This is a genomic window from Streptomyces sp. NPDC028928 (genome assembly GCF_055564915.1).
In genome coordinates, this window is record NZ_JBVHVI010000005.1 from 255,229 (window position 1) to 281,382 (window position 26,154).

Sequence of the window (26,154 nt, forward strand, 5' to 3'; positions counted from 1 at the left end):
GCCGACGTCCTCAGGAGGCCACGATGACGACCCCGGTCCGGCGGTCGTCCGCCACCGCCACGAGGCTCAGCCGGGCAGTCGCCTGGACCGCCGGTCTTCTGCTGGCGTTCGCCGTCGTTCCCGCCGCGGTGCAGCCGACGGAGGCCAGGGCCGACAACCCGATCGTGCAGCACCTCTACACCGCGGATCCGGCACCGCTGGTCCATGACGGACGGGTCTACCTGTACACCGGGCACGACGAGGACGGCTCCACCTACTACACCATGAAGGACTGGCGGGTGTGGTCCTCCGCCGACATGGTCAACTGGACCGACCACGGCTCACCGCTCAGCCTGGCCACCTTCAGCTGGGCGTCCGCCGACGCGTGGGCGGGCCAGGCCGTGCAGCGCGACGGCCGGTTCTACTGGTACGTGCCGGTGAAGAACCGGGCCACCGGCCGGATGGCCATCGGTGTGGCGGTGTCGGACAGCCCCACCGGCCCGTTCCGGGACGCCCTCGGCCACCCACTGGTGGAGAACGGCGAGATCGACCCGACCGTCTTCATCGACGACGACGGCCAGGCCTACCTCTACTGGGGCAACCCGAATCTGTGGTACGTCAAGCTGAACGCCGACATGACCTCCTACGCGGGCAGCCCCACCAGGATCCCGCTCACCACCGCGGGGTTCGGCACCCGCACCGGCGATCCCAACCGTCCCACGCTGTACGAGGAGGGACCCTGGGTCTACAAGCGGAACGGTCTGTACTACCTGGTGTTCGCGGCCAAGTGCTGCTCGGAGTTCATCGCCTACTCCACGGCGCCCGGCCCGACCGGGCCCTGGACCTACCGCGGGACCGTCATGCCCACACAGGGCAGCAGCTTCACCAACCACCCCGGGATCGCGGACTTCAAGGGCAGTTCATACTTCTTCTACCACAACGGTGCGCTGCCGGGCGGAGGCGGCTTCACCCGCTCGGTCGCGGTGGAGCGGTTCTCCTACAACGCCGACGGCACGATCCCGACACTCAGCATGACGAACGCCGGCGCAGCCCAGATCGGCACGCTCAACCCGTACGTACGCCAGGAGGCCGAGACGATCGCCTGGGGGTCCGGGATCGAGACCGAACCGGCCGGCGAGGGCGGAATGGACGTCGGCTGGATCGACAACGGCGACTACATCAAGGTCAAGGGCGTGGCCTTCGGGTCGGGCGCGTCCTCCTTCACCGCGCGCGTGGCCTCCGGCAGCGGCGGCGGCACCGTCGAACTGCGCCTCGGCTCCCCGAGCGGCACGCTCGTGGGCCGGTGCGGCGTGCCCGGCACAGGCGGCTGGCAGGCCTGGACGTCGGTGACCTGCCCGGTCAGCGGCGCCACGGGAACCCAGGACCTCTACCTGCGGTTCACGGGCGGCAGCGGCTACCTGCTCAACATCAACTGGTGGCGGTTCACCCCCGCCGCGTCCTGACCTGACACAGGGCGGTGCCCGAACAGCAGGCTCGACCAGAAGGGGAGTCGCATGACGACAACGGCAAGAACCGCAGCTTCATCCTGCGGATCCCCGACGGCTACGACCGTAACCGCGCCCACCGGCTGGTCTTCGGGTTCCACTGGCTGGGCGGCACCTCCACCGACGTCGCCACGGGCCGCACCGTGGAGACGGGCACCTGGGCCTACTACGGGCTCCAGCGACTGGCGAACAACAGCGCCGTCTTCGTCGCACCCCAGGGCCTCGACAACGGCTGGGCCAACGCCGGGGGAGAGGACGTCACCTTCGTCGACGACATGCTCAGGAAGATCGAGGCGGATCTGTGCGTCGACACGACACAGCGCTTCGCGCTGGGCTTCAGCTACGGCGCCGCCATGTCGTACGCCCTCGCGTGCTCCCGGGCGACGGTCTTCCGCGCGGTCGCGGTCCAGAGCGGCGGCCGGCTCAGCGGATGCAGTGACGGCACCGGGCCCATCGCCTACCTCGGAGTGCACGGCCTCAGGGACAGCGTCCTCGGCATCTCCGGCGGGCGGGCGATGCGGGACAGGTTCGTCAGGAACAACGGCTGCACACCCCAGAGCCCGCCGGAGCCGGCCCAGGGCAGCCTGACGCACCGGGTCACCACCTACTCGGGCTGCTCGGCCGGGCATCCGGTCGCCTGGGCCGCGTTCGACGAAGGGCACATCGCCGCTCCGCAGGACGGGGCCACCGGGGACAGCGGCTCCAGGGCCTGGCTGCCGCAAGAGATATGGAAGTTCTTCACGCAGTTCCAGCCGTCCAACCCGTCCCCGGGTACGGCGACCTGCCAGGTCACCAGCACCGTGAACGCGTGGAACACCGGCCTGACCTCGAACCTCACCATCACCAACACCGGCACGACCGCGATCGACGGCTGGTCCCTCGCCTTCACCCTTCCCGAGGGGCAGACCATCACCTCCGGCTGGAACGCGGACTACGCGCCCGCCTCCGGCCGGGTGACGGCCAGGAGCGTCTCCCACAACGCCACCCTCGCTCCCGGAGCGTCGGTCGGCATCGGCTTCCAGGCCACCCACAGCGGCAACACCGCGGCACCGAACTCCTACGCCCTCAACGGCACGGCCTGCGCAGCCACGGGGAGTGCGCCGAAGTGACTGGCGGTGGTCGGCCTGACCCTGGGCCCGGGCCGAACCGAGGCTGACGCTGCCCACCGCGCGTCCGCCGTACTCCTCCGCACCACCCCCCGCGTGCCGGACGCCTCATGAGCAGCCGTCACACCACCTCACCCGACGAAAGGACACAGCGGGTGCCCCACCAGCACCAGCCGGACAGCACGTCCGCCATCCCCGTCATCCCCGGCTTCCATCCCGACCCGAGCATCTGCCGGGTCGGCGACGACTACTACCTCGCCTGCTCCAGCTTCGAGTACTTCCCCGGCGTACCCCTGTTCCACAGCCGCGACCTGGTCCACTGGACGCAGATCGGCAACGTGCTCGACCGGCCGGAGCAGCTGCGCCTGCCGGCCGGCATGCCGTCCTCCGGCGGAATCTACGCCCCCACCCTGCGGTACCACGACGGACGGTTCTGGCTGATCGTCACCAATGCGCGGAAGGGCGGCGGGAACCTGATCGTCACGGCCACCGACCCCGCCGGGCCCTGGTCGGATCCGATCCCGGCACCGGGCGTGCCCGGCATCGACCCCGACCTGGCCTGGGACGAGGACGGCAGCTGCTGGTGCACGGTCGCCGGGGTGTCGCAGTTGCGTATCGACCCGTCCACCGGACAGACGTACGGGACACCCCGCAAGCTCTGGTCCGGCGCGCCCGGCGCCAAGGCCCCGGAGGCGCCGCACCTGTACCGGATCGGCGACTACTGGTACCTGCTCATCGCCGAGGGCGGCACCGAGCGCGGCCACGGTGTGTCGATCGCCCGCGGCCGCGCGCCGGACGGGCCGTTCGAGCCGTGCCCGGCCAACCCGATCCTCACCCACCGCGGCACGGACCATCCCGTGCAGAACACCGGGCACGCGGACCTGGTCCAGGGCCCCGACGGCTCCTGGTGGATGGTCCTGCTCGGCGTACGACCGCGTGGCGGCACCCCCGGCTGGCACGTGCTCGGCCGGGAGACCTTCCTGGCGCCCGTGACCTGGGAGGACGGCTGGCCGGTGGTCGGCGAGGTGGCCCCGGACCCGTCCGCGCTCCCGTGGCCGCTGTCCCCCGCTCCCGTCGAGGAACAGCGGGACGACTTCGACCTCACCGACCTGCGGCCGTCCTGGATCTCCGTGCGGGACCGGCCCGCCGCGCACTGCACCACCGAGGAACGCCCCGGCTGGCTGACGCTCCGCGCGCGGGGCGGCTCCCTGGACGAGCCCGACGTCATCTTCACCGGCCGGCGCCAGCAGCATCTGTCCTGCCGGGCGCGCACCCTGGCCGACGCGGGGGAGGGACGGGGCGGGCTCGCCGTCCGGCTGGACGAGCGGCACCACTACGCGATCGAGGTGTCCGGCGCGGAGGTGCGGGTGATCGCGCGCGTCGGCTCGTTGCGCACGGTCGTGGCCACGTACCCCGTGCCCGCCGGGCCGGTGGTGCTCGCCGTCACGATCACGGACCCGCCGCCTCCGCACGGCCCGTGCACCGGTCCCGACATCGTCTCCCTCGGTGTCGAGCAGCCCGACGGCACGTTCACGCAGCTCGCGTCGCTCGACGGCCGCTATCTGTCGACCGAGGTCGCGGGCGGCTTCACCGGCCGTGTCCTCGGCATGTACGCCGCCGAAGGCACCGTCCACTTCGACTGGTTCGACTACGAACCGCTCACGCCCTGAGCCGGGCCGGCCCGTCTGGAGGACCACCGACCCGCACCACCGACCGAGGCTGACGCCGGCCGTCATACTCGGACCGGCCGGCGGCACCGCGCAACCGTCGCGCTCCACGGTCGGGGTTCCGGCCCGCGCCCTGGACACCGTGGCGGCGATGCGGCCCAGCTACTTCACCCTCCCACCCAGTACCGCGGTGAGTGGCTGGCCCGGTAGTACCCGGAGTGCGCGGCTTCGCCGGCTCCCGACCGGCTGCCGGGGGTGAGGGGCGCGACGGAGTTTTCTCTTGAGACCACGGCAACCTTTGCGCCGTCTGTGACCACCGACGGGTGCAACACCCACCCCGACCTCCAGAACGGATGGAGCAATGACGGCAAGACAGCAGGCCGCCCGGCACCGCAAGCGCAGGCTCGGCCTGGTGGTGGGAGCCCCGCTGGCGCTGATCGCCGCGGGCGTTCTCGCATACGGCACGGTATTCGGGACGTTCGGTGAGGATGCCCGCTCGCAGGCGGCCGCGGCGCCCGCGGTTCCCGACGACGCCATGGCCGCGGTGGCCGCGATGCAGCCGGGCTGGAACCTGGGCAACAGCCTGGACGCCGGCCCCGACGAGACGTCGTGGGGTCAGCCCCGCACCACCAAGGCCATGCTCGACAAGCTCCGTTCCCAGGGTTTCCGCAGCATCCGCATCCCCGTGACGTGGAGCGACCACCAGGGCTCGGCGCCGAACCACACCATCGACAGGACCTACATGACCCGTGTCAAGCAGGTCGTCGACTGGGCCCTGGCCGACGGCTTCTACGTGATGCTCAACGTCCATCACGACTCCTGGCAATGGATCAGCAAGATGCCCGCCGACCACGACCGAGTGCTGGCCCGCTACCGCGCGACCTGGACCCAGATCGCCACCACGTTCAGGAACGAGCCCGGCCTGCTGACCTTCGAGAGCGTCAACGAGCCGACGTTCGAGGGCGTCGACGCCGCCCGGAAGGCCCAGCTGCTGAACGAGCTGAACAGGTCCTTCCACGACATCGTGCGGGGGTCCGGCGGCAACAACGCCAAGCGGCTGCTCGTGCTGCCCACCATGGTCGACACTCCGGACCAGGCCCTGATGGACGACCTGGCCGGCACCATCAAGTCGCTGCACGACCCGCGGCTGGTCGCCAGCGTGCACTACTACGGCTACTGGCCGTTCAGCACGAACCTCGCAGGCTCCACCCGCTTCGACGCCAGGGCCCGTTCGGACATGGCCCAGGTGTTCAAACGGACGCACGACACCTTCGTCGCCAAGGGCGTCCCCGCCGTCATCGGCGAGTATGGCATCCTCGGCTACGACTACGGCCCCGACGGCGTCGAGCGCGGCGAGATGCTGAAGTACTTCGAGGCGTTCGGCCACGCGGCCCGCACCAACGGCGTCACCGGCTTCCTGTGGGACAACGGCGCCTTCTTCGACCGCGGCAAGCTGCGCTGGCGGGACGACGGGCTGTACCGCCAGATCAAGTCGAGCTGGACGACACGCTCGGGAACGGCCTCCTCGGACCTGGTCTTCGTACCCCGGTCCGGACCCGCCGAGGACCGGACGCTCACCCTCACCCCGAACGGCACCACCTTCAAGGCGCTGAGGGCGGGCAGCACCACGCTGACCAAGGGCAGGGACTACACCCTCTCCGGCAACCGGCTGACCCTGAAGGCCGCCACCCTCACCGAACTCGCGGGCAACCGCGCCCACGGGGTGAGGGCCACCCTCCAGGCCCAGTTCTCCCAGGGCGTGCCCTGGCAGATCAAGGTGATCAGCAGCAGCCTGCCCGCACTGTCGAACGCGTCCGGGACGACCGGTTCCTTCCGCATCCCCACGCAGTTCCGGGGCGACCCGCTGGCCACCATGGAGGCCACGTACGCCGACGGCGGCAACGCCGGACCGCTCGACTGGACGCCGTACCAGCAGTTCACCAAGGCCTTCGCGCCGGACTACACCGGGAACGGCATCACGCTCACCCGCGAGTTCCTCGCCTCGCTCCGCGACGGCGCCCGGGTGAACCTCACCTTCCACTTCTGGAGCGGTGCCAAGGTGACGTACCACGTGACCAAGTCCGGCGGCACGGTGACCGGCACGACGCCCTGAACCACCACGAGTCGTTCACGAAGAGGTCGTCGCCCCGCGGTGTACACCAACTCGGCCTACGTCGCGTGCTGCTCCAGCCCGGTCCGGCGCAGCACCAGAAGGAGTGATCCGCGGGGCGCGGACATGGCGCCGGTTCTCAGCGGGCCCCGGCCGCCTCGGTGGCGGCCGGGGTGTCGCGCAGGCCGAGACGCAGGTGCTCGACGTGGTGGAGGGCCTGTTCCAGCAACTCGGCGACGTGGTTGTCGTAGAGGGCGTAGATGACCGAGCGGCCCCGGCGCTCCCCGGTGACCAGGCCGAGGTTGCGCAGCAGACGCAACTGGTGGGAGCAGGCGGACTGTTCCATACCGACAGCGTCCGCGAGTTCGGTCGCCGCGCACGGGCCCTCCCGGAGGCGGGCCAGGATGCGCAGGCGGGAGGGGGTGGCCAGGGCCTGGAGTGTGGCGGCCACATCGGTGGCGCCCACGGACTCCAGGCGTTCGCGCGCGGTGGCGGTGGTCTTGGCGTCAGCTCCGTGGCCCATGGCACTCATCTTACGGAGCACCTTCCATGAATAAATGAATGCCTCTTCATGTGGTCCTGTACGGTGGTGGGAGTGGTGCCGGACGCCCGGCTGACCGCTGTTTCGTCTTGCCTCCGTCCGTGAAGGACCCGCGCTCCGATGACCTCCACCCTCACCCAGCCGTCGACCGACAGGCCCGTACCACCGCGCGACGGCGGTGCGCCCCGCCGCCGCACCCGTGTCCTCGCCCTGCCCGAGGTGCGCTGGGCGATCGCGGCCACCGTCTTCTTCCTGCTCGCTCTCCCGTTGCAGCTGACCGGCGCTCCGGTATGGACCTGGGCTCCGCTGTACACGCTGTCGTACGCGACCGGCGGCTGGGAACCCGGCTGGGAAGGGCTGAAGGCACTACGGGAGAAGTCCCTCGACGTCGATCTGCTGATGGTCGTCGCCGCGCTCGGTGCTGCGGCGATCGGGCAGGTCATGGACGGGGCGCTGCTCATCGTCATCTTCGCGACGTCCGGTGCGCTGGAGGCGCTGGCCACGGCACGCACGGCCGACTCCGTACGCGGACTGCTGGATCTCGCGCCGGCCACGGCGGCCCGTGTCGACGCCGACGGCGGAGAGCAGACCGTCGCAGTCGAGGAGCTGGCCGTCGGTGACGTGATCCTCGTACGCCCCGGCGAGCGCGTCGGCGCCGACGGCCGGGTGCTGGACGGTGCGAGCGATGTCGACCAGGCGACCATCACCGGTGAACCCCTGCCCGTCGCCAAGGAGAAGGGCGACGAGGTCTTCGCGGGCACCCTCAACGGCACCGGGGCGCTGCGCGTCCGTGTGGAACGGGACGCATCCGACACGGTGATCGCCCGGATCGTCCGCATGGTGGAGGAGGCGTCCGAGACCAAGGCACCGACCCAGCTGTTCATCGAGAAGGTCGAAAAGCGCTACTCCCTGGGCATGGTGGCGGCGACGCTGGCGGTGTTCCTGGTCCCGCTGGGCTTCGGCGCGCAGCTCACCGACTCGCTGCTGCGGGCGATGACCTTCATGATCGTGGCCTCGCCGTGCGCGGTGGTGCTGGCGACGATGCCGCCTCTGCTGTCGGCCATCGCGAACGCCGGACGGCACGGTGTGCTGGTCAAGTCGGCCGTGGTCATGGAACGGCTCGGGCAGGTCGACGCGGTGGCGCTCGACAAGACGGGCACACTGACCGAGGGCACGCCACGGGTCACCGACATCAGCCCGCTGCCCGGCCGGGACCCGGACGAGCTTCTGGTCCTCGCAGCGGCGGCGGAGCACCCGAGCGAGCATCCGCTGGCACGCGCCATCGTGGACGCGGCACGTCAGCGGGGGCTTCCGCTGCCCGTGGCGGAGGACTTCGACTCCACGCCCGGCGTCGGCGTGAGCGTCACCCTGGGCGGGCGAGTCGTCGCCGCCGGGGCGCCGGCCCGGTTGCTGAACGGCGCCACGGACGAGGACTCCGCCCGGGCAGCGGTCCTCGCGGCCGAGCTGGAGGACGGCGGGCGGACCGCCGTGCTGGTCAGTCTGGACGGTACGCCGGTGGGTGTGCTCGGCATCGCCGACCGGCTGCGCCCCGATGCCACCGCCACCGTCGCCGCGCTGACGTCCCTGACCGGGACCGCGCCCCTGCTGCTGACCGGCGACAACCCGCGCGCCGCCGCTCGCCTCGCCGCCGAGGTCGGCATCGAGGACGTACGTGCCGGGCTGCTGCCGCAGCACAAGGTCAGCGCCGTCCGGGAAGCGGAGAACGCGGGCCACAAGGTGATGGTGGTCGGCGACGGTGTCAACGACGCCCCGGCACTCGCCGCCGCCCACACCGGTGTCGCCATGGGACGCGCGGGCTCCGACCTCGCCCTGGAGACCGCCGACGCGGTGATCGTGCGCGACGAACTCGCCACCGTTCCCGCCGTCGTCTCCCTGTCCCGCCGCGCCCGCGCGCTGGTCGTGCAGAACCTGGTCATCGCCGGTGTCTTCATCGCGGGCCTGGTGGTGTGGGACCTGGCCGGAAACCTGCCGCTGCCGCTCGGGGTCGCGGGCCATGAGGGTTCCACCGTCCTCGTCGGCCTCAACGGGCTGCGGCTGCTGCGCGAGGCGGCCTGGCAGCGGGCCGCCCAGTGAGCCGGCGCAAAGAGCCCACGGCTCAGGCGGCGTCCCCGTGCACGGTGACCGTCTGCCGGGGCTGCTGCTGCGGCACCGACAAGGTTCCGGGCGTCGACCACCGCGCTCAGCTCGCCACGCTGAAGGCCGAGCTGGGGCCGGTCGCCCGGGTCCGCGCGGTGAACTGCCTCGACGCCTGCGAGCAGGCCAACGTCGTCGTCGTTCAGCCATCCTCCGCCGGGAGGGCCGCCGGCGGCCGCCCCGTCTGGCTCGGGCTTGTCAACGACCCGGACGCCACAGACGACATCGCGGCGTGGGTGCGCGCCGGCGGGCCGGGGCTGGCCGATCAGCCAGAGATCCTTGACCTGTACCAGTTCGCTCCGTCCCGGCGCGTACGGCGGGGCCTGGAGGGCTGACCCTTTCTCAGAGGTGTGCGTGGAGACCGTGGGGAAGGCTGTGGTTGTGCCGCCAGCCGTTCCCCGCCTTCACGGCATCCACAAGATGGGGGTGGCCGTCGTGGAGGTCGGTGTGCTCGTGCTCGACGGGTGCCCGCTCCTCCGACGGCCACAGGCGCACCGCGAGGAGCCCGGCGACCAGTGTGGTCACGCCCAGCGCGACCACGGCCGACTGAAGACCCGCCGCCGCGCCGAGCCAGCCGCCCAGCGGGTACGTCAACAGCCAGCAACTGTGGGACAGCGAGAACTGCGCGGCGAACGCGGAGGCGCGCTGCTCCGGCGGGGCCGAGCGGCGGATGAGCCGGCCGGTCGGGGTGAGCACCATGGAGCAGGCCGCGCCGAAGGAGGCCCAGGTGAGGAGCAGCCCGGGCCAGCGCCAGCCGCCGCTGCCGGCTGCGGTGAGGGCGCCGAGCGCGGCGAAGACGGCGGAGAGCGACAGCGCGCCGCGCAGCATCACCGCCCGGTCGGGGACGCGCTCCAGCACCCGGGGGAGCGACAGGGCGACGAGCATCGAGCCCCCGCCGTAAGCCCCCAGCGCCAGCGACACGTCCGCCGCACCGCGCCCCAGCTGATCGCGGACGTACACGACGCTGTTGACGGTGACCATCGCGCTCGCCGCGGCCACCGCCAGGTTGAGCAGGAGCAAGGCGCGAAGCTGCGGTGCGGCGAAGAAGAGGCGGGCGCCGGCGGTGGCCCTGGCGTACGCGTTGCCGGTGCGGGGCTCGGCCGGGGCGATCTGCTTCGGCAGGACCGCGGAGACCACCAGAGCCGCCGAGCCGAGGAAGCCGGTGACGGTGCCGAGGAACAGCCAGTTGTAGGTCGTCAGCGACAGCAGCGCGGCGGCGAGAGCCGGGCTGAACAGGCTCTCCAGGTCGTAGGCGAGGCGGGACAGCGACAGGGCCCGCGTGTAGTCGCGCTCGGCGGGCAGCACATCGGGGATGACCGCCTGGAAGGTCGGGGTGAACGCGGCCGACGCGGACTGGAGCAGGAAGACCAGGACGTAGACCTGCCAGACCTGGTCCACGAAGGGCAGCGTCAGCGCGACCCCGGCCCGGGTCAGGTCCGCGCCGACCATCAGTGCCCGGCGGGGCAGCCGGTCGGCGACCGCGCCGATCGCCGGGGCGATCACCACGTACGCCACCATCTTGATCGCGAGGGCCGTGCCGAGGACCGAACCGGCGCCGGCGCCCGCCATGTCGTACGCGAGCAGGCCCAGCGCGACCGTGGCCAGGCCGGTGCCGACCAGGGCGATGACCTGGGCGGTGAAGAGGTGCCGGTAGGTGCGGTTGCGCAGGACGGAGAGCATGCGGCAGTCCCTGGGCAGGCGGGAGACGGGCACGGCTGGTCCTCACTGTACCCATAGGTGCGCACCTGCGCACATGTCTGGGACGGCTCGGCCCACGGACGGCCGCTCTGACCCGATCCGGCCTCTACGCTGTCTGCATGACTGCTCGCGAGACCTTGCCAACTGCACCCGGTGCGCATCTGCGCCCCCCGGACAGCGCGCGTCTCGCAGAGGCGACCGAGGTGTTCGCGCTGCTGTCCGACGTGACCCGGCTGCACCTGCTGTGGCTGATCGCGCAGGGAGAATCGGACGTCGGCTCGCTGACCGAGCGATGCGAGGCGTCCAGGACGGCGGTGAGCCAGCACCTGGCCAAGCTGCGACTCGCGGGCCTGGTCGAGACGCGGCGCGAGGGGCGGCACATCTACTACAGCCTGCGGGACGGGCATCTGCGGCGGCTGGTTCTGGAGGCGCTCAGCCACGCCGACCACCGGGTCAGCGGTCAGGCCCCGCACGACTGACAGACACTCGGCGAACCGCCGCAAGGGCCCGGCCGGCCCATGAACAGGCGCTGATGGGCCGGCCGGTCGGGGCGATGACACAAGCTCACCACCGGATACGTCCGCCGCGTCCGCTGAACGCAGCGGTGTCCGGTTCTCGCTAGTCCGCGGTAAATGCCTGGACTGAGAAACTCTGTGGACGGGAGACTGCCGACTTCCGAACCTCCGGGAGTGTGATGGGGACCACAGATACGCGAGAGCCGACGCCGGGCAGGAGCGCGGTCGTTCTGGCGCTACGCAGCTACTGCCGGGAAGTGCTGCGACTACGACTGCTGGCCCTGCCCGCGCTGCTGTTGCCGGCCGTGGGCAATATCGGCATCCGCTACGTCGCCCCCTTGCTGATCGCCAAACTGGCAGGACATGCCGCCGACGACGGCGCTCTCACCCTCGGCTCGGCGCTGCCGTACGTGCTGGGCTTCGGCGTGACGCTGCTGCTCGCCGAGGCCGTGTGGCGGATCGGGCAGCACTGCCTGAACCGCGTGGGCGCCCTCGGCATGGAGCACCTGTACGTGAGCGGTATGGACGAACTCCTGGCCAAGGACGCGGCGTTCTTCCACGACAACTTCGCCGGCTCCCTGACCAAACGGGTGCTCAGCTTCGGCAAGCGCTTCGAGGACTTCGTCGACACGGTGACGTACCGGATCGTGGGCAGCCTCGTCCCGCTGGTGTTCGGCGCCGTGGTGCTGTGGAGCTACGAGCCGATGCTCGTCGCCGGTCTCCTGGTGATGATCGCGCTGACCGTGGTGGCCGCGACGCCTCTGATCCGTCGTCGGCAGAGGCTCGTCAACGACCGTGAGGCGGCGATCGCCCGGGTCTCCGGCCACGTCGCCGACAGCCTCATGAACATGGAGACCATCCGTGCGTTCGCGGCGGAGCGGCGGGAGGCCGACGAACACCGCAGCCGGGTCGCGGACTCCCGGCGCCTGACGCTGAGGTCGTGGGACTACGGCAATCTGCGTGTCGACACCCTGGTCGCCCCCATGTCCGTGCTGACCAATGTGCTGGGTCTGTTGGTCGCCGTCGCCCTCGGCGGATCGGGCCAGGGGGTCGAGGAGATCGTCGTGACTTTCACCTACTACTCCAACGCCACCCAGATCATGTTCGAGTTCAACCAGATCTACCGGCGTCTGGAAAGCTCGATGACCGAGGCCGCGCAGTTCACGGAGCTGCTGCTGGACCCGCCCACCGTGCTCGACCCGGCGGAACCCGAACCGCTCGCAGCGCGGGACACGGGCATCCGCTTCGAGGCGGTGACCTTCGCCCACGCCGGTGCGAAGCCGATTTTCCAGGGACTCGACCTGGACGTGCCCGCAGGCGCACGGATCGGTCTGGTCGGCAGGTCCGGCGGTGGCAAGACCACGCTCACCCGGCTCCTGCTGCGGATGTCGGACATTGACGACGGACGCATCCTGATCGGTGGTCAGGACATCAGCCGACTGCGCCAGACCGACCTGCGCTCACTGATCGCCTACGTCCCGCAGGAACCCGCCATGTTCCACCGCAGCCTGCGGGACAACATCGCCTTCGCCCGCCCGGGCGCCACCGACGAGGAGATCCACGCGGCGGCCGCGGCCGCGCACGTCACGGAGTTCGCCGACCAACTCCCCGACGGCTTCGCCACTCTGGTGGGGGAGCGGGGAGTCAAACTCTCGGGCGGCCAGCGCCAGCGCGTCGCCCTCGCCAGGGCCATCCTGCGCGACGCCCCGATCCTGCTGCTCGACGAGGCGACCAGCGCGCTGGACTCGGAGAGCGAACTCCTCGTCCAGGACGCACTGTGGCGGTTGATGGACGGACGTACGGCCCTCGTGGTCGCCCACCGCCTGAGCACCGTCGCCGGCATGGACCGTCTCGTCGTCCTCGACCGCGGAAGGGTCGTCGAGCAGGGCACCCACGAGGAACTGCTCGCGGCGGACGGTGCCTACGCCAAGCTGTGGCAGCACCAGTCGGGCGGCTTCCTCGGCGAGAGCACCGAGTCGGCCCTCGGCCGCCCGGTCCCAGAAGACGGCTTCAGCGGGCTGCCCGGACCGGCCGACCCGGCGCCGGACGGGGTCCGCATGACGTCGCCGCACGCCCGTACGAGCACCGGGCCCACGTGATCGAGTCGGTTTCCGGACATTCTCGACTACTGGCGGCGACGGCCCGGGGATGACACATCGTCACCCGGGCACCTGTCAAATGTCGGCCCCGACGGCGTTTGGCCGGGGACCCGAGGCGGATCAGTGCCCTTTGTGCCGTATCGCCTGCGCGCGGAGCGCGTGGATGAGCGTCGTGACGTGGGGCCGGTCACCGCGGCTGATCGCGGCGACGCCGATGTGCCGGATCGGCCCCGGCGGCTTGGTCGGGACGGTGCATAGGCCAGGGATCTTTGGGGCGAGCGCGATAGAGGGGATCAGGGAGACTCCCATACCCGCGGCGACCAGTGAGCGGGCGAAGAAGTAGTCGGTCGTGGTTCCGCGCACATCCGGATCGAAGCCGGCGCGCTCGGCGTAGCGGCGCAGGTATGCCTCGGTCTTCAGACAGCCGAGCACCCAGGGCTCGGCCGCCAGTTCGGCGAGGTCGAGCGCGTCGCGGTGGGCGAGCCGGTGCCCTTGCGGCAGGACGACGTGCAGGGGGTCTTCCAGGAGCGGCGTCCACTCCAGGCTGGAGCTGGGGCCCGGCCCAACGGGCAGCGGGCCGTCGAAGTGGTAGGCGAGGGCGAGGTCCACGGCGCCCTGACGGACGAGCGGCAGGGTGTCCTCGGGTTCGCCCTCCCTGATGTGGACCACGGTGCGGGGATGGTCCGCCGTGAGCCGGGCGAGAGCGGCGGGCAGCAGCAGCCTGCCGCCGCTGGTGAAGGTGGCGACGGTGAGTTGGGTGCGGCCCGTACTGAGCTGCGCGACCCGTTGCTGTGCGTGTGCCAGTTCTGCCGCGACGGATTCGGCGGCGCCGACCATGATGTGGCCGGCCTGCGTGAGGGTGACGCCGCGGGTGCTGCGGGCCACGACCCGGGTGCCGAGGCTGCGCTCCAGAGCGGCCACCTGCTGGGAGACGGCCGAGGGGGTGAGGCGGAGAGCCGTGGCCGCCTGGTTGAAACTGCCGTGCTCCGCCACCGCCCGCAGCACGCGGAGCCGCTGCACATCGATCAACAGTTTTCCTTAACACCTGGTCAGTAGATCGGTACTTCTGCTGATGACGATAGGTCTCCAGGATGGAGGCATGCAAAGGATCTGCGTCATCGGCGGAAGCCGGTACTTCGGAAAGCTCCTGGTGGAGCGCCTGCACGCCGCTGGCCACCAGGTCACTGTGCTCAATCGCGGGTCCGCCGCGCCCCCCGCCGGCGTCGAGCACCTCAGCGCCGACCGGAACGACGAGGCCGCCCTGACGGCCGCGCTCGGCTCTCGTACCTTCGACGTCGTCGTGGACCAGGTCTGCTACACCCCGGTGCAGGCCGCGATCGCCGTCCGTGCCTTTGCCGGCCGCGCCCGGCGCTACGTCATGACCTCCACGATCGAGGTCTACGACCCGGCGACCGCCGCCCTGCCGGCCGTACCCTCGGGCACCCCGGTACCGGAGGAGATCGTGGACCCGGCCACCTGGCTGGTGGCCATGGACCTTCCCTGGCACGACGACGCCTACCTGGAGGCGCACTACGCCGAGGGAAAGCGTCAGGCGGAGGCCGTCCTCGCCCGCGCCGGCGGCTTGGAGTTCGCCGGCGTACGCAGCGCCCATGTACTCGGCGGTGGCGCGCAGGAGTTCACCGGCAGGCTGGCGCACTACGCCGGACGCATCGCCCGGGGTGAAGAGATCACTGTGCACGCGAAGGCGCTGCCCACGGTCTTCATCCACTACGAGGAGCTGGCCGAGCTGCTGTCGTGGGCGACCACAGCCGACTTCACCGGCCCGGTCAACGCCTGCTCCGACGGCCCGCTCGATGTGCACGACCTCGCCGCGATCATCGCCACGCAGGCAGGCCGGGAGGCCGTTTACCGGACCGTCCCGGCGGGGGCGCAGGCGTCGGCGTTCTCCTTCGACCGTCACTACGCCATGAGCAACGCCCGCGCCAAGGATCTGGGCTTCTCCTTCTCCCACACCGCCGACTGGCTGCCCGGCGCCGTCGTCGAAGCCCTCGCCACCGAACCGTCACCCACCGCCTGAGGAACTCAAGTCACCATGCAGTACCGCACCATCGCCCACACCGCCGTCAGCGCCGTCGGCCTCGGCGCCATGCCGCTGTCCATCGAGCACCGTCCGGACGAGAAGCGGGCGATCGCCACCATCCACGCCGCCCTCGACGCCGGTGTCACGCTCATCGACACCGCCGACAGCTACCACTGGCACGCCGGCGAGGCGGGCCACAACGAACTGCTGATCGCCCGCGCCCTGGCCGGCTACGGCGGTGACACCTCCGGCGTCCTGGTGGCCACCAAAGGCGGCCGTGGCCGCCCCGGAGACGGCAGCTGGACCGTCACCGCCACCCCCGCACACCTCAAGCGAGCCGCCGAAGCCTCCGCCAAGCGCCTCGGCGTCGACGCCATCGGCCTGTACCAACTGCACAAGCCGGACCCGAACGTGCCCTGGGCGGAGTCCGTCGGCGCGCTGCGCGAGCTGCTCGACGCCGGCACGATCCGCGCCGCGGGAATCTCCAACGTCACCACGGCCCAGATCCGCCAGGCGCATCAGATCCTGGGCGACGGACTCGCCTCCGTGCAGAATCGGTACTCGCCCGCCGTCCGCGACAGCGAGCCCGAGCTGCGGCTGAGCACACAGCTGGGTCTGGCCTTCCTGCCCTGGAGCCCACTCGGCGGCATCTCGCGCAGCTCCCTCGACGGCCCCTCCGGCCCCTCCGGCACCGCCTCCACCGGCACCGCCTTCCACCGCATCGCCGCCGAGCGCGGCGTCAGCCCGCAGCAGATCGCCCTGGCCTGGCTGCTCGCCCGCTCCCCGGCAGTGATACCGGTACCAGGAGCCAGCCGTCCGGCCTCCATCACCGACTCGGCCGGGGCCGTGGAACTCACGCTGAGCCCGGAGGAGCTGGCGCAACTCGAGGACGTTCTGCCGGGCTGAGGCGGGTCACAGCTCGCTTGCCGACCTTGTCCGAGGACGGCTGGGAGCTGCCGCACGGGCTGATGCCCATGACGATGCCGGGACCGCCATGACCGCAGCCCTGCCGGCGGCGCCCGCAGTCCACGCCGCGCCTTCGACTGCCGGCCCGGATGTCGCCCGCGACCGCAAACCCTGCGACTACACCGTGACCACCACGGTTCGCCAGCGACCCACGGCGTCGGACCGGCTCTGCAGGTACCCCGAGGGACCCCACGGCCGGCGCGGCAGAAGCGACTCAACAGTCGAACACCGACCAGCAGATGTCGTTGCGCAACCTCTGATCATCAAGCACCAGCTCACGGATCGCCTCCGGGAGCTGGTCGCGCTGCCACTGGCACTCGAGTCGCCCCGCGGTCTCACCCTCGCCTGCCGGTGCCGCCGCACGCGCGGCCTTGATCGCGTAGGCGGCCGCGCCGAGCTCGTGCGCGGCGACGTGGGCGACCGCCCCGGCCTGGCCGGCGGCGTACGCGGCATGCCGTGCTGCCCCACGCAGGTCTCTGGCTGCCCCCATCGCATGACCGCCCGCCGCACGAGCCTGCATCATCTTGACCTCGCCACGCGCCCAGGCCCGGGCATGCTCGATAGCCTGGCGCGGTCGAGGGTCCCCAGGCTGGACCGACTCGAAGAGGCCGAGGACGTGCTCGGCACACGAGGCAGCCCAGAGAGCGAGGAGACGGTGATCCGTATCCGTGAGAGTTCCTCCACGGCGGATCGTCACGAACCGAGGGTCCCGCACCTTCGGAAGGATCATGACTTCTACTGCCTCCTGCGCGCATCGGCGCCGCTCGCTGCGGTGTGCCCGGTGGCTGGTCAGCGCCTGGCGGGGAATGATCGCCGCAGAGTGCTCGCCAGGACACCTGCCAAGTACAGCAGATTCCGACAACCAGTCCGCGTCGTCGGCGAAGGCGAAGGGGAAGGCGAGGGCGAGGGCGAAGGCGCCCTGACGGTGCCCGGACGCTCACCGTGCTGATGATCTCGGACGGCCTCGTTCCGTCTCGCCCTCGCCCAGGGCTCGAAAAAAATCGGACGGCGATGTCGAGAACCCGCGTCCGGCTCCGTCCCCGGGGTGAAGCGACCACAATGGGTCGCACCAGCGAGGAGAATCACGATGGCCAAGTACCTGCTGCTCAAGCACTACCGCGGAGCCCCGGCCGCGGTCAACGACGTGCCGATGGACCAGTGGACGCCGGAGGAGATCTCGGCGCACATGCAGTACATGCACGACTTCGCGGCCCGGCTGGAGAAGACGGGGGAGTTCGTCGACGGTCAGGCGCTGGCCCCCGAGGGGGCGTGGGTGCGGTACGACGGTGAGGGGCGCCCGCCGGTCACCGACGGGCCGTTCGCGGAGACCAAGGACCTCATCGCGGGCTGGATGGTGATCGACGTCGACAGTTACGAGCGGGCCGTCGAGTTGGCCGGCGAGCTGTCGGCCGCCCCTGGGGCGGGTGGGAAGCCGATCCACGAGTGGCTCGAAGTACGCCCGTTCCTGGCCGCGCCGCCCACCATCACGGAGTGACCCCTGCCATGGACGAGGCCCTGCTGAGGAGCCTCACACCGAGCGTGATCGCAGTCCTCGTCCGCCGCGGAGCCGACTTCGCGGCGGCCGAGGACGCCGTGCAGGACGCGCTGGTCGAGGCGGTGCGGGTCTGGCCGGCCGATCCACCGCGGGATGCGAAGGGCTGGCTGGTCACGGTGGCCTGGCGTAAGTTCCTCGACGCGACCCGGGCGGACGCGGCCCGCCGCCGGCGTGAGGACCGCGTCGAGGAGGAGCCGGCGCCCGGCGCCGCACCCGCCGTGGACGACACGCTCCAGCTCTACTTCCTGTGCGCCCACCCGTCGCTGACCCCGGCATCGGCGGTCGCGCTCACGCTGCGCGCGGTCGGCGGGCTGACCACCCGCCAGATCGCCGAGGCCTACCTGGTGCCCGAGGCGACGATGGCGCAGCGCATCAGCCGTGCCAAGCGCACCGTCTCCGGCGTGCGCTTCGACCGGCCCGGTGACGTCGCCACCGTACTGCGCGTCCTCTACCTCGTCTTCAACGAGGGCTACTCCGGCGACGTCGACCTCGCCGCCGAGGCCATCCGGCTCACCCGGCAGCTCGCGGCCCGGATCGACCACCCCGAGGTGGCGGGGCTGCTCGCCCTCATGCTGCTCCACCACGCCCGGCGCGCCGCACGGACCGCGCCTGACGGCAGCCTGGTGCCCCTCGCCGAGCAGGACCGCGGCCGGTGGGACAGGAAGTTGATCGCCGAGGGCATCGACATCCTGCAGGCGGCCCTGGCCCGCGACCGGTTGGGCGAGTTCCAGGCCCAGGCCGCCATCGCCGCACTGCACGCCGACGCGCCCACCGCCGAAGAGACCGACTGGGTCCAGATCGTCGAGTGGTACGACGAGCTCACGCGCCTGACCGACAGCCCCGTCGTCCGGCTCAACCGCGCAGTCGCCGTCGGCGAGGCCGACGGACCGCGCGCCGGCCTGGCCGCGCTCGCCGAGCTGGACGCCTCACTGCCCCGCCACACCGCGGTCGCCGCATACCTCCACGAGCGCGACGGCGACCTGAAAACGGCGGCACGGCTCTACGCCGAGGCGGCCCACAAGGCACCCAACCTCGCCGAACGCGACCACCTGACCTGCCAGGCCGCCCGGCTCAACTCCCTCCGGAGCCAGTGACAGACCAAGCCCGGACTCACGACTCACCGACGATGCGAACGGACTTGATGACCGGACCCCAAAACGACCGCATCTACCAAACCGACCGTGCCGAAGTTGCCTTGCGCGGCTTCGTTTTCTACGCCGCTGCAGCCGGGCGGCTCGGTCGGCGTCTTCCCCGACTCGCTGGGCGCCCCGGACACGGCTGCGGGGCGATGATGGCGGGCGAGGAGGCCGGTGAGCCCCGCTGCCGCGAACGTGTTCCCGACGTGCCCGCGGCACCGGCCTGGGCGGGCCGGGCGGGGGCGGGTGCGCAGCCTTCGGCTCGGGAGCGGCAGGCGATCGACGTGCGGAACAGCACCACCTGACGGGCCGTGGGCCCGGCCGTACGGCGATGAGCGCACGCAGGCGTCCACACCTGGAGCGGCGACAGCGCACCCGGCGGCACAGGACCCACTCCGCCCCCGACGCCCACGCCACCTGGGAACGGGGCTCGTCGCCGTACCCGAGCGGTGACAGTTCGGGTGAAGGCCTGGAACGTCCTGGGTGACGCCTCCAGCGTCATGGGCACCGGAGACGGATCGGGCCTCCGACTGCCCTCCGCCTCAACCGACGACGTCAGCGACGAGCGAGCGGCCATCAGCGCACCTGCCCCGCTCGCGTCCGCGCCGGCACCGAGGCCCATCGTGAGGGTCCGAGCGCCGGACCGAAACCGTTCGTGAGGCCACCGTCGTCCCCAGAGCCCGGCTCCGGGGACGTCGACCGGGACCAGCCGCGGAGGTTCGGAGCGATCCGTGCTGCTCTCAGGACGATGGTCCCGCTGTCCTGTGAGAACTGCAGGTCTGTGATGCTCATGTAAGGGCCGAGACACTCGTTTATGTCGGTGGTGGCCAGGGGCCGGGTACGGTGCCGGGGCAGTCTTCGATTTCGTGCGGACATGACAGGCAGGATGACAGAAGGTCACCGTCGTCTTTGGCAGGTTTGTTTCGGCGCCCCGCTCCAGCGAGGACGGTCCGGACAGTGGCAGTACAACAGGATCTCCGTCCTCGAGGATTTCAAGCCCTGCCCGTGACGCCGTCGGCGTGGCCACTGACCGAGTGACGGCGTCGGTGCCCGCAACGCACAAGGCTGTTGTGCCGTGGGTGGAGGTGTTTGAGCATTCAACTCGCCGGAGCCGAAGCCCCGTTGGTTTTCTGCCCTGCCGCATTCGACCTGCCTCACGCTCTGGTCGAGTGGGTCGCCGTGCTCCTCGTTACGCGTGAGGGGGAGCGCCGCTGCAAGCTCCCCCCCGCACCAGCGTGCCCTGGTCGGTGCTGGTGTACCTGTGCCGGCACGACACCCTCGCGCAGCTCGCGGTCGGCTTCGGCATCGCCGTCGGCACCGCCCACAACGCGAGGGCCGTCAATGAGGTGAACTGTCGCTGACCCAGCGCACCGTCAACCGCGCGCTGTCCATGCGCGGACACCCGTCGAGCGCGGCGTGGCCCGGCCGAAGTCCTGGCGCATCTTCCGTAAAGGCCGGTGCAGCCCGAACCCAATGTCGTCAATGACCGCGGCCGTCTTCCCCCTGGACCGGCAAGGGTGAGTGCGTGTTTCTGATCCTCGTCTGCCTGCTTGTGGCGGGCCCGTACGGCATCCGCCGGTCAGGGCTGATGTTCTGCGAGGTGCCGTTGGAGGTCAAGGTGGCGGAACTGGTACACCGCGCCAGCTTGCCGCAGTACGCCTCGCTGCTCATGCGCGTCAGTGAGGAAACCCATGAGTCGCCAGGGCACACGCCGACGCATCGCCAGGCTGATGCGCGCCACCAGATACACCGCCCATACGGCCTTTGAGAGCCCGCTCCAGCTCCCGATCGCCAGCCCCGCGAAGAATCCTCCGAAGAAGCCGACCCAGAAGGGGTAAGCAATCTCCATCAAGAACCCGAACGTGATCCCGAATACGATCCCCGCCCCTACTCCGCCCACCAGCGTGATGATCCAGAAAGTGTTGCGGTCCCGAGCCAGAACCGCGCGTGGTCCCACTGCCTTGGCCAGGTCCGGCTGTGCCGATGTGAGCCCGGTCAAGAGCCCGAACACAGGCCCGAGCGTGAGCCCGACGAAGAGCCCGAGGCGGATCGCCGCTTGGTGGCCGATCGTAAGACCGGCTGCGAACCAGGCTGCGAGCCCGAGCAGAAGTCCGGCCGCGAGCCAGGCGTATCCTCGTCGGCTCCAGCAGATCCCCGAGCGCGGGCTCTTGTGTTGTGCGGTTGAGGCCAGCCAGGTGGTCACCGATCCAAGTCCGACCGTGAACAGAAGTTGAGCCACAAGCCCGGTCGAAGGACTGATCGAGAGGTCGGCCAGGGAAAGGGACGGAAAGATCAGCGATACCGCGAGCTGAAACAAGCCCAGAAGCCAGTACAGCAGCATGCTCACAAGCCCGATCACAAGTGCTGGCACGCGTTTTGGGAGGGCTTTGTGTAGTTGCCACCAGGCAAGGTCGGGCGTGCCGTCGAGGTTGTGCTGGAGGTGGTAGGCGAGGAAAGCGAGGATGTGCTGGGCCTTTCCGGGGCTCCACGGCGAGGGATGGTTGGGGTGGGGGCGGTAGGCGGCGGGGATGAAGGCCGAGAACAGGTAGGCGTCGACGGCCTCGCGGGTGGGGAAGCGGGACGGGTCGAGGAGTTCGTCGGGGTCGGAGAGGTGGGTGGGGTCCTCGGCGGGGCGGGGGTTGTAGATGGTGCGAGCCAGGAATAGCCCGAGTGGGGTGCTCAGTGCCTGGGAGGCGGGAACGTGAGTGCCTAGCGATGCGGCGACCCGGTTCCAGCGGGCTGCAGCCTTGGTGCCGGGGCCGCCGGCGTCGCGCTCCAGGTAAGCCGCTGCTTTCGCCGGTTCCAGAGGGAGGAGGCGGATGCCTGCGGCTCCGTTCAGGAGCACGGTGGTCCCGGCTGGTGGGGTCAGGGCGCTTCGGTACTCGGCGGTGCGGCTGGAGAGTACCAGTGGCTGCCCAGCTGGTAGGACCTCGTTGATGGCATGCAGCGCCCGGGCGCGCAGGGCTTCGGGGAGTTCGTCCAGGCCGTCGAGGATGGGCAGGATCAGTCGTTGCTCAAGCAGAGCGCGTGCCTGCGTGCTGGGGCGGGGCTGTGGAAGATTGGCGGGGGCGTGTAGGGCGGGGTGGTCTCGGGCGAGTTGGTCGGCCATCCATGTGTACAGGTCCTGCCGCGCTGGGTCCCACGAGGCCAGGGCGAAGAGGACCGGGACGGGGCCGCCGGGCGGGCGGCGTTCGAGCAGGGCCAGGAGGAGGCGGATGAGAAGCATCGTCTTGCCGGTGCCGGGCTCACCCAGGACCACCAGGCGGCGGGTAGGGACACGCTCGAAGACCTGGGCGATGGCGCCTCCCTTGCCGGCCAGTCCCTTCGGGCTGTCAGTCCACGTGGAGTCGGCTGGGGAGTGGCCTGGCCAGTCTCCAGCCAACTCCCTCAAGTGCGGCCATGACTCGACCAGGTCCGTGTCGGCCGCATCCCATTCGACCGGCAGCGGGAAAGGGTCGTTGAGGCGGCGTACCTGCGCCTCGGCCTCCCACTGATGGCGCATACTCTGCGCGAGTTGGTCGGCCATGTCCTCCAGCCGGGCGGGCGCCGGTCCGGTCTTACCGGGGCGAAGTACGGCGATCACTGTGCCGGGTAGCACCAGTAGGCCGGTGATCGTGGTGACAAAGGTGTCCAGATGGCCGACTGGGTGGCCGCCTTTGATGTACCAGGCCAGGAATGTCATGACCACGGCTGCCCACAGCAGTCCAACCCACTTCGGTACATGTCTCACACGGTGATCATGCGGGAGCTTGGACGACACCCCAGGATCCGACATCGCTGACAGCGCCAGATCGGTGACGACAACCTGTGTATCGAGGGCGGCTTAACCTCGATCTTTCGTGACGGTCCATCGGTTTCTTCGGCGGGCCGTCTCGTCTGTCTGGCGTGATCGTGGACATGGTGGTGGCCCGGCTGTCGCGTCGGGTGGGCGCCGGGTTCCACGGCTCCGGTCGGGTGGTGCTGCTCGCAGGGGCGGGAACGTGCTGTCAGCCTGGGTTCGGGAGGGCTTCGAGCCGTGCCAGGGCGTCTGTGATCACGTCGGTCCAGGGCCAGTGGCGTGCGAACCTGAGGTGCCGGCGGCGGGCGGTGGTGACGATCTGCGCGGCGGCGGAAAAGAGGCGAAGCCGGAGACGGCGGGGCTCCCACCTACGGATGTCGCCGGTCAGAGCGAGCATGGGCATCCATGCGAGGAGGTCGAGCGCGATCTGGATGATCTCCAGCCAGATCCGGTTCTGCGCGGTGTCGTGCAGAGGCAGGTTGCGCAGGCCGGTGGCGCGGGTGGCCCGGATACGGTCCTCGGCCCTCGCCCGCTGACGGTGCCGCAGTTCGAGTGCCGCGATCGGGACGCCGGTGGTGTTGGTGGCGAAGGCTGTGAGCCGCAGGCCGTCGGCGTCGGTGAAGCGCAACTGGGCGCCCCGATGAGGTCGTTCCTTGCGGACGACCAGCCGCATCCCCTTCGGCCAGCCCTTCAGACAGTCGCCGGACAGTTCGGCGGCCCAGGCGCCGTCACGTATCTCGCCGCCCGGCTCCACGGCCACCGTCCACGCGGCGGGCGGGACCTTGAGCACGGCCTCGTGGATGGCGTCGGTGATGGTCATGCCGACCGAGTACGACAGCCACCTTCCCCACTGAGCGAGCCAGGCGACGAACTCATGAGTGCCGCCTCCGGAGTCGGTACGGATCAGCGTCCGGCGTCTGCGCCGGTGCGTCTTCGGCAGCTGCCAGGGCGAGTCGGGCTGCGGTGATGTGGTCGGCGGCGGTGTTGCTGCCCTCGTTGCCCGGCCTGAGCAGGCCGGCCACCGGCTCCCCACTGCCACCGCTTCCGTGGTCGACGAACCCCATCAGAGGATGGTGTCCGAAGGTCTTCTTCCAGGTCGCGGTGGCGTCCTGCTTCTCGGGGTGGGCCAGCACGAGCACCCCGTCCAGGTCCACGATCACCTGCCCTGAGGCGTCCGGGGCCGCCGTCTTGGCCACGTTCCAGACACGCTCACGCGATTCGGCCCGCGCGGCCCTGATCGCGGACAGGGCCTTCGGCCCGGCCGCGGCGAGGGTGTCGACGAGACGGGAGACCGTCGGGTCGGAGGCCACCGGCCCGAACACGGCCCGCTCGGCCCGCAGCATCCCGACATCCGCGAGGCCGTCCCCGCCCAGTGCGACCGCGAGCGCCACATCCAGCAGGATCTTGCCCGGATCGTGCACCGCCCGAGCCTTCCGCCACGGCGCCAGCGCCGCCGATATCGCCTGGTCCAGCCCGACCTTGCCGACGGTCTCGACCAGCAGCACGCCCCCGGCCTGGGACACCACCGCCCGGCCGCCTCCCTCGATGCGGACACGCGGGTACGACCCGATACGCTTCTTCACCTGGGAAGTACCTCCGACGGGGGCGGGAACAAGGACCTCGACAATCCTCATTCTCGCTGGTCAGAGGGGCTTTCGCTTGCCTGACCAGCCGTCGGACAGCACGTTTCACGATCGCGCGCGGTTAGGAGTTCCAAGGCTTCACGGGCTCGAGCCGCAGCCGCTGGGTCGGCCAGGGCGCCGGTTCGGCCGGGCCGAACCAGATCCGGACATCCTCCCCGGTCCGGACGGGCAGGCGGGGAAAATCGTTCTCGGCGTGCTCGGTGCGGTGCAGTGCATGCTTCGGGCCCAGGTGCCGGGCGGCGTACGCGTCGAAGCCGGCCGCGTCGGTGGGATGGCAGACGGTCGCGAGCACCTCACTCGTGCCCGGCTCCGGTGTGAAGCCCGGGCCGCGCAGCAGCAGGACATCGTCGCTGTCGATCATGGTGGCGTTCGCGGTGTTGCGGTGCTCCAGCCAGACCGGGCCGGTGTAGAACGCCTCCAGCGCGCGCCGGCGGTGCGCCATGTCGGGGAACGCGCGCAGCCAGACGAAGCGGTCCGGGTCGTCCAGATCGCGGAACCGGCCGCCGAGGGTGATACCGACCGCCTGCTGACCGGTCACGAACTCGCGCTCGAACAGCTCGATCAGCGTCTCTCTGGTGCCGGGGTACAGGGTGTACTGCCGGAGTTCGACGATGCTCATGTGGTGACCTGCCCGGTGGGCGTGAGGTCCATGGTCCAGTTGTCGTCCATGCGGGGCAGGTTAGGGCCGGTCTGCTGACATCTACCGTCAGTGGATACTGGGCGGCATGCGTGCGAGCCGGCTGGTCACCCTGCTTCTGCTGCTCCAGGACCGGGGCCGGATGACGGCCCGGCAGCTGGCCGACGAACTGGAGGTCTCCGTCCGGACGGTCTACCGGGACGTCGAGGCGCTCGGAGCCGCCGGTATCCCGCTGTACGGCGCCGCCGGCCACGCCGGCGGCTACCGGCTGGTCGACGGCTACCGGACCCGGCTCACCGGACTGACCGTGGACGAGGCGCGGGCCGCGTTCCTCGTCGCACTCCCCGGCGCCGCCGCCGAACTCGGCCTCGGCGAGGCGCTCGCCACCGCCCGGCTCAAGCTGCAAGCCGCCCTTCCGGCGGAGCTGCGCGAGCACGCCGAACGGATCCAGGAACACTTCCTGCTCGACGCCCCCGGCTGGTACGGCGACGTCGACCACGTGCCTCACCTGGCCGCGGTCGCCGCCGCGGTGTGGGCACGCCGGGCGGTGGTACTGCGGTACCGGCGCTGGCGGGCGCCGGAGGAGATCGAGCGACGGGTGGAGCCGTACGGGCTCGTCCTCAAGGCCGGCCGCTGGTACCTGGTCGCCGGTGGGCCGTCTGGGATCCGCACCTACCGAGTCGACCAGATCCTCGGAATCCGGTCGCTGGAAGATGACTTCGTCATCCCGGACGGGTTCGACCTGGCCGGATACTGGAACGTCTATCTGGCCGACTTCCGAGCGCGACTGCACACCGCGGACGCCTTGGTGCGGCTCACCCCGGAGGGCGCCCGCCGCCTCGGCGTGACACCCACGGGTGACGGATGGACGGAGATCCGCGTACCCATCGAGTCGATCGACCAGGCCCACCGGGACTTCCTGCGGCTGGGCGCCGATGTCGAGGTCCTGGCACCGGCCGAACTACGCAGCCGCATCGCCGAGACGGCACGAACCCTAGCCGCCCGCTACGAAGGGTGACCCCTG

19 protein-coding genes and 2 pseudogenes are annotated in these 26,154 nt (G+C 70.7%); 14 read left to right on the forward strand and 7 right to left on the reverse strand.

Features of this window, described 5'->3' with window-relative positions; genetic code table 11:
- The first annotated feature begins 23 nt into the window (after positions 1-23).
- From ACZ4U1_RS14560 to ACZ4U1_RS14575, 4 genes are all read left to right on the forward strand, one after another.
- Positions 24-1,442 (forward strand): glycoside hydrolase family 43 protein, encoded by a 1,419-nt coding sequence (locus tag ACZ4U1_RS14560; RefSeq protein ID WP_467903238.1) that lies wholly within the window; start codon positions 24-26, stop codon positions 1,440-1,442.
- 14 nt (positions 1,443-1,456) lie between these two features.
- On the forward strand, positions 1,457-2,593 hold the full coding sequence (locus tag ACZ4U1_RS14565; protein WP_467903240.1) for a CE1 family esterase: 1,137 nt from the start codon (positions 1,457-1,459) through the stop codon (positions 2,591-2,593).
- Between the two features lie 107 nt (positions 2,594-2,700).
- The gene (locus ACZ4U1_RS14570; protein WP_467903242.1) at positions 2,701-4,260 is read left to right on the forward strand and encodes a glycoside hydrolase family 43 protein; all 1,560 of its coding nucleotides are present in this window, start codon (positions 2,701-2,703) and stop codon (positions 4,258-4,260) included.
- A 358-nt stretch (positions 4,261-4,618) separates the two neighbouring features.
- Positions 4,619-6,370 carry a cellulase family glycosylhydrolase gene (locus ACZ4U1_RS14575; RefSeq protein ID WP_467903243.1) on the forward strand — a complete coding sequence of 584 codons (1,752 nt, stop codon included), beginning with the start codon at positions 4,619-4,621 and terminating at the stop codon, positions 6,368-6,370.
- A gap of 136 nt (positions 6,371-6,506) precedes the next feature.
- Here ACZ4U1_RS14575 and ACZ4U1_RS14580 read toward each other — a convergent pair whose 3' ends face one another.
- Positions 6,507-6,890: an ArsR/SmtB family transcription factor gene (locus ACZ4U1_RS14580; RefSeq protein WP_467903245.1), complete on the reverse strand. Its 384-nt coding sequence runs from the start codon at positions 6,888-6,890 to the stop codon at positions 6,507-6,509.
- 138 nt (positions 6,891-7,028) lie between these two features.
- Between ACZ4U1_RS14580 and ACZ4U1_RS14585 the strand changes: the two genes are divergently transcribed.
- The gene (locus ACZ4U1_RS14585; protein WP_467903246.1) at positions 7,029-9,002 is read left to right on the forward strand and encodes a heavy metal translocating P-type ATPase; all 1,974 of its coding nucleotides are present in this window, start codon (positions 7,029-7,031) and stop codon (positions 9,000-9,002) included.
- Positions 8,999-9,397, forward strand: coding sequence for a (2Fe-2S) ferredoxin domain-containing protein (locus ACZ4U1_RS14590; RefSeq protein ID WP_467903248.1), 399 nt, complete (start codon positions 8,999-9,001; stop codon positions 9,395-9,397). Before ACZ4U1_RS14585 ends, ACZ4U1_RS14590 begins: the two co-directional genes overlap by 4 nt.
- 7 nt (positions 9,398-9,404) lie before the next feature.
- Here the strand turns inward: ACZ4U1_RS14590 and ACZ4U1_RS14595 are convergent, their stop codons facing one another.
- Positions 9,405-10,742 carry an MFS transporter gene (locus ACZ4U1_RS14595; protein ID WP_467903528.1) on the reverse strand — a complete coding sequence of 446 codons (1,338 nt, stop codon included), beginning with the start codon at positions 10,740-10,742 and terminating at the stop codon, positions 9,405-9,407.
- A gap of 137 nt (positions 10,743-10,879) precedes the next feature.
- Between ACZ4U1_RS14595 and ACZ4U1_RS14600 the strand changes: the two genes are divergently transcribed.
- Together ACZ4U1_RS14600 and ACZ4U1_RS14605 are read left to right on the forward strand one after the other, a co-directional pair.
- The gene (locus ACZ4U1_RS14600; protein ID WP_467903250.1) at positions 10,880-11,239 is read left to right on the forward strand and encodes an ArsR/SmtB family transcription factor; all 360 of its coding nucleotides are present in this window, start codon (positions 10,880-10,882) and stop codon (positions 11,237-11,239) included.
- A 215-nt stretch (positions 11,240-11,454) separates the two neighbouring features.
- On the forward strand, positions 11,455-13,374 hold the full coding sequence (locus ACZ4U1_RS14605) for an ABC transporter ATP-binding protein (protein ID WP_467903251.1): 1,920 nt from the start codon (positions 11,455-11,457) through the stop codon (positions 13,372-13,374).
- 120 nt (positions 13,375-13,494) lie between these two features.
- On the opposite strand, the gene ACZ4U1_RS14610 is transcribed toward ACZ4U1_RS14605, so the two are convergent.
- Entirely contained in the window at positions 13,495-14,403 is a 909-nt protein-coding gene (locus ACZ4U1_RS14610; protein ID WP_467903253.1) for a LysR family transcriptional regulator, read from the reverse strand.
- Positions 14,404-14,473: 70 nt separating this feature from the next.
- Here ACZ4U1_RS14610 and ACZ4U1_RS14615 point away from each other — a divergent pair, with 70 nt between their 5' ends.
- Positions 14,474-15,412 carry an NAD-dependent epimerase/dehydratase family protein gene (locus ACZ4U1_RS14615; protein ID WP_467903255.1) on the forward strand — a complete coding sequence of 313 codons (939 nt, stop codon included), beginning with the start codon at positions 14,474-14,476 and terminating at the stop codon, positions 15,410-15,412.
- A gap of 15 nt (positions 15,413-15,427) precedes the next feature.
- Positions 15,428-16,321: an aldo/keto reductase gene (locus tag ACZ4U1_RS14620; RefSeq protein ID WP_467903257.1), complete on the forward strand. Its 894-nt coding sequence runs from the start codon at positions 15,428-15,430 to the stop codon at positions 16,319-16,321.
- A gap of 274 nt (positions 16,322-16,595) precedes the next feature.
- Here the strand turns inward: ACZ4U1_RS14620 and ACZ4U1_RS14625 are convergent, their stop codons facing one another.
- Positions 16,596-17,111 carry a putative immunity protein gene (locus ACZ4U1_RS14625; protein ID WP_467903259.1) on the reverse strand — a complete coding sequence of 172 codons (516 nt, stop codon included), beginning with the start codon at positions 17,109-17,111 and terminating at the stop codon, positions 16,596-16,598.
- 357 nt (positions 17,112-17,468) lie between these two features.
- On the opposite strand from ACZ4U1_RS14625, the gene ACZ4U1_RS14630 reads away from it, so the two are divergent.
- From ACZ4U1_RS14630 to ACZ4U1_RS14640, 3 genes and pseudogenes are all read left to right on the forward strand, one after another.
- Positions 17,469-17,876, forward strand: a complete 408-nt coding sequence (locus ACZ4U1_RS14630; RefSeq protein ID WP_467903261.1) for a YciI family protein — start codon at positions 17,469-17,471, stop codon at positions 17,874-17,876.
- Between the two features lie 8 nt (positions 17,877-17,884).
- Positions 17,885-19,030: an RNA polymerase sigma factor gene (locus ACZ4U1_RS14635; RefSeq protein ID WP_467903530.1), complete on the forward strand. Its 1,146-nt coding sequence runs from the start codon at positions 17,885-17,887 to the stop codon at positions 19,028-19,030.
- Positions 19,031-20,194: 1,164 nt separating this feature from the next.
- Positions 20,195-20,397 (forward strand): annotated as a pseudogene (locus ACZ4U1_RS14640) (helix-turn-helix domain-containing protein); the annotation flags it as partial.
- A 254-nt stretch (positions 20,398-20,651) separates the two neighbouring features.
- On the opposite strand, the gene ACZ4U1_RS14645 reads toward ACZ4U1_RS14640, so the two are convergent.
- The 3 genes and pseudogenes from ACZ4U1_RS14645 to ACZ4U1_RS14655 all read right to left on the reverse strand — a co-directional run bounded on the left by ACZ4U1_RS14645 (position 20,652) and on the right by ACZ4U1_RS14655 (position 25,112).
- On the reverse strand, positions 20,652-22,754 hold the full coding sequence (locus ACZ4U1_RS14645) for an NACHT domain-containing protein (RefSeq protein ID WP_467903262.1): 2,103 nt from the start codon (positions 22,752-22,754) through the stop codon (positions 20,652-20,654).
- A 304-nt stretch (positions 22,755-23,058) separates the two neighbouring features.
- Positions 23,059-24,433 (reverse strand): annotated as a pseudogene (locus ACZ4U1_RS14650) (IS1380 family transposase).
- A gap of 121 nt (positions 24,434-24,554) precedes the next feature.
- The gene (locus tag ACZ4U1_RS14655; RefSeq protein WP_467903264.1) at positions 24,555-25,112 is read right to left on the reverse strand and encodes an NIPSNAP family protein; all 558 of its coding nucleotides are present in this window, start codon (positions 25,110-25,112) and stop codon (positions 24,555-24,557) included.
- A gap of 106 nt (positions 25,113-25,218) precedes the next feature.
- Here ACZ4U1_RS14655 and ACZ4U1_RS14660 point away from each other — a divergent pair, with 106 nt between their 5' ends.
- The gene (locus ACZ4U1_RS14660; protein WP_467903265.1) at positions 25,219-26,148 is read left to right on the forward strand and encodes a helix-turn-helix transcriptional regulator; all 930 of its coding nucleotides are present in this window, start codon (positions 25,219-25,221) and stop codon (positions 26,146-26,148) included.
- Positions 26,149-26,154: the final 6 nt, after the last annotated feature.